This window comes from Thermovirga sp., from assembly GCA_012523215.1.
In the GTDB taxonomy this organism is placed as follows: Bacteria; Synergistota; Synergistia; order Synergistales; family Thermovirgaceae; genus 58-81.
In genome coordinates, this window is sequence record JAAYIZ010000027.1 from 1 (window position 1) to 3,365 (window position 3,365).

Consider the following 3,365-nt stretch of genomic DNA (forward strand, 5'->3'; position numbering starts at 1 on the left):
CCTCTTGTCGTAACCTCGCTTGAGCATCGCGGGCAGGGCCATGACGCCCATCATGACCACGCCTGTCGAGGCTATCCCTGACATGGCGGCGATTATCGTGCAGGCCAGGACGGTTCCCACCGCCAGCCCGCCCTTGATGGACCCTATCCATCGGTACATGACCTCGAAGAGGTCCTCGGCGACCCCGGAACGTTCCAGGACGGTAGCCATCAGGACGAAAAGGGGAGCGGCTACCAGGGTCGTGGTCTGCATCATGGCGAAGGTCCTGGCCACTACGATGAATAAAGACTCGGGGCCCCAGAAAACGGTTGTGAAAACCGCTGCGAGCCCCCCGAGCACGAAGGCCACCGGGAGTCCCAGGGCCAGGAGGAAGAACATACCGCCAAAGAGAAGGATCGAAACAAACCCTATGTCCATGGGATCACCTCAGTTTTCGGCCCTGGCCCGGTCTTCGGCCGCCGTGACCAGCTCCCGCCCCGTGAAGACGAGATGGAGGTCCTTGATGGTCTTGGTCATCCCCTGCAGCAGCATCAGGAAGGCCGCCACCGGCAGGGTGAGCTTGATGGGCCACAGGGGGGGCCCCCAGACGCTTTCGGAGTATTCGCCTACCCTGAGGCTTGCATAGGCCCAGGGAATGCTCTTCCAAAGCAGGGTCCCCACGAAGGCGTAGAACATCGTCCAGGTGAACAGGTCCACGATGGCCTTAACCCTGGGCCTGAAGGACTGGTAAAAGACTTCGACGTTCACGAAAGCATCCTTGCCGAGGGCGTAAGCCCCTCCCAGTAGGAAATGGGCGCCGTAGAGCATGCAGGATGTTTCATGGGCCCAGATGGTGGGACGGTGGAAGGCGTAGCGCATCACCACCTCGAAGACCAGGATGAACATTATCGGATATACGAGGTAACCTACTATCCTGCCCACCCAATCATTCAGCTTGTTGACGCTATCGATAAACGAGATCAAGAACTTCAAACGCATCACCCCTTTGAATGCTCATTTCGGGGAAACATGATCCTGGTGAAATCCATGGGTCAGGCAAAATTATTTCAAATATTCGAGGGCCAGGGCGATGTAGAATTTCGTCGAATCGATGACGCTCGATATCTCGACGTACTCGTCGAGTTTGTGGTTCCTCGTCGAATCGCCGGGCCCGTAAATGACCAGCGGAAGATCGGGGTTGACCTCCCTGAAGGGGACCGCGTCGGTGCCGTAGGTGACCCCTTTTATGGCGGGCTCCCTGTTGAACACGCCCTTGTAGGATTCAACGGCGCTCTGGATAAAGGGATGGTCGAGTTCGGTGCTTATCGAGGTCAGGTTCAATTCGACCTTTATAGAAATATCGACCGTCTCGTCTTCCTTTTTGACTTCCGCGAGGATCCCCTCGATCTGGGCCAGGAGTTCGGAGTGAGGGTTCCCGGGGATGGTCCTGATATCCACAACGGCTTCGCAGCGGTCAGGGATGATATTGGTCAGTTCGCCGGCGTGCATTCCGGTCAAGTTCAAGGTCGGCGGGGTGAGCAGTTTGCTTTCGGTGACCATGAATCTGAATTTCTCCTGGAGCCTTTCCGTAAACTTGATCATATTCGCCAGGGCGTTCACGCCCTCCTCGGGCAGGCCCCCATGAGCTCTTTTGCCCTTGGAGATGAACCTGAGCCAGAGGGCACCCTTCTGGGCGATATAAATATCTCCGACGCTTGCCTCGCTGATGGCGAGGGCATCGATATTTTCCGCGCCGCGCTCTTCAACGAAGGCCCTTGCTCCAACCAGGCCCGTCTCTTCACCGGCCGTCCCGAGGAAAGCCAGGGTACCCTTAAGCGGAACGCCTGCTCTTTTCAAAATGCACATGGCCATGATCATGGCGGCGTCTCCGGCTTTCATATCGCTCGTTCCTCGGCCGTACATCAGGTCTCCTTCGATCTCCGCCCCGAAGGGGTCGTGCACCCATCCATCTCCGGCGGGGACGACGTCGAAATGTCCGCTGTAAAGAAGGGTCGGGCCTTGAGAGGGGTCGCCCATTTTCGCGTAAAGGTTGGCCCTGTTCAGTTCTTTGCGGTCAACGTCCATCACCTCCGATGCTATCCCGCATTCCCCGAGCTTTTTGGATGCCAGCAGGGCCGCGTTCTTTTCATTTCCCGGAGGGTTCACACTGTCCACCCTGATCAGTTCCGAGAGGAACTCGATCACCTCTTTTTCATCAAGATACTCCAGGCATTTCTGGTACTCCTCGTTCCGTGTCAAACTCATTTCGAACCCTCCTCTTGATATTGGTTACCTGGGTTTCAACTCGCCCCTTTTCCCGGTGGATCCATCTTGAGCAATGGATCAAGGCAGGGATGGCCACCTCCTCTCCCTCGAATGGTTCCCGGTCAACGGGGGTCAATAAATCTAAATTAAAAAGAGGGGTTTTTATTGCCTCTTCGAGAGTATATTGCCCGGGAATATAGCATCGGCCTGGGTGGAGTGTCAATATACACAAAATTAAATAGGCGAAGGAACGACAAAGGAAATGGAAACCGGTCCCCCCTGCTTTTCATGATGGCGGGGGTTTTCCCATGAAAGAAACCAAGACAACCCGCCACCGACCGCGGTCGGTGGCGGGTTGTGCCGGCGGAACGAAAAAATACCCGGAAAGCCGGGGTCGAAAGGCCTTTAGAACTCCACCAGTTCCACTCGCCTGTTCTTCGCCCTTCCTTCCTCGGTCCTGTTGGTGGCTACGGGGGCCAGCATGCCCACCCCCGCGGAGATCATCCGCGATGGGGGGACCTGGTGTTTCTCTTGAAGGTACTTCACCACCGATTCGGCCCGCCTCCGTGAAAGACCCAGGTTGTACTCCCTGTCGCCGGTGCTGTCGGTGTGTCCCACCACCAGCACCCTCAGCTCGGGCGAAGCCTTCATCAGCTTGGCTATTTCCTCCAGGGCCGGCACGGATTCGGGCTTGATATCGGACTTGTCGGTGTCGAAGAATATCCCGTAGAGGGCTATTTTCCCCGTCTTCTCGATCCCCTTGGCCATCTCCTCGGAGGTCACGACCACCATCCTGGTCTCCATGGGTTTGACCTCGACGATGTCCACCCTGGCGTAGGTGCGCCCCTTTTCCAGCTTCGTTTCGGACCCCCAGAAGTGGTTCTCCAGGGTGCAGACCATCACGTAGACATCGCCCTCTGCGGGCCGGGCGAGCCGCGCCGACAAAAATTGCTGCTTCTTGGTCTTCTGGTCGCCGGGAAGAGGGTAGTGCCTGTCCCGGCCGTAGAGGGTCTCGGCGAAACTGTCGTAGGGACCCAGTTCCTCCCCGGAGCCCGAAAAGAGTATCTCGTAGCCCCCGGCCTTCAGTTCTCCTTCGTAATTCCGCAGTATCTCCAGCGAAC

4 protein-coding genes are annotated in these 3,365 nt (G+C 57.2%); all 4 read right to left on the minus strand.

Annotated elements, in window-relative coordinates; genetic code table 11:
- Positions 1–417, minus strand: a 417-nt coding sequence (locus GX108_00825; protein NLO55593.1) for a TRAP transporter large permease subunit, incomplete at its 3' end; no start/stop codon positions are given.
- Between the two features lie 9 nt (positions 418–426).
- Positions 427–972 (minus strand): TRAP transporter small permease subunit, encoded by a 546-nt coding sequence (locus tag GX108_00830; GenBank protein ID NLO55594.1) that lies wholly within the window; start codon positions 970–972, stop codon positions 427–429.
- Positions 973–1,041: 69 nt separating this feature from the next.
- The gene (locus GX108_00835) at positions 1,042–2,244 is read right to left on the minus strand and encodes a M20 family metallopeptidase (GenBank protein NLO55595.1); all 1,203 of its coding nucleotides are present in this window, start codon (positions 2,242–2,244) and stop codon (positions 1,042–1,044) included.
- 405 nt (positions 2,245–2,649) lie between these two features.
- Positions 2,650–3,365, minus strand: a 716-nt coding sequence (locus GX108_00840; GenBank protein NLO55596.1) for an OmpA family protein, incomplete at its 5' end; no start/stop codon positions are given.

What these genes read in the sequence shown, in the direction of transcription:
- GX108_00835 (NLO55595.1), bottom strand. Translation starts at nt 2,244, where the DNA reads ATGAGTTTGACACGGAACGAGGAGTACCAGAAATGCCTGGAGTATCTT.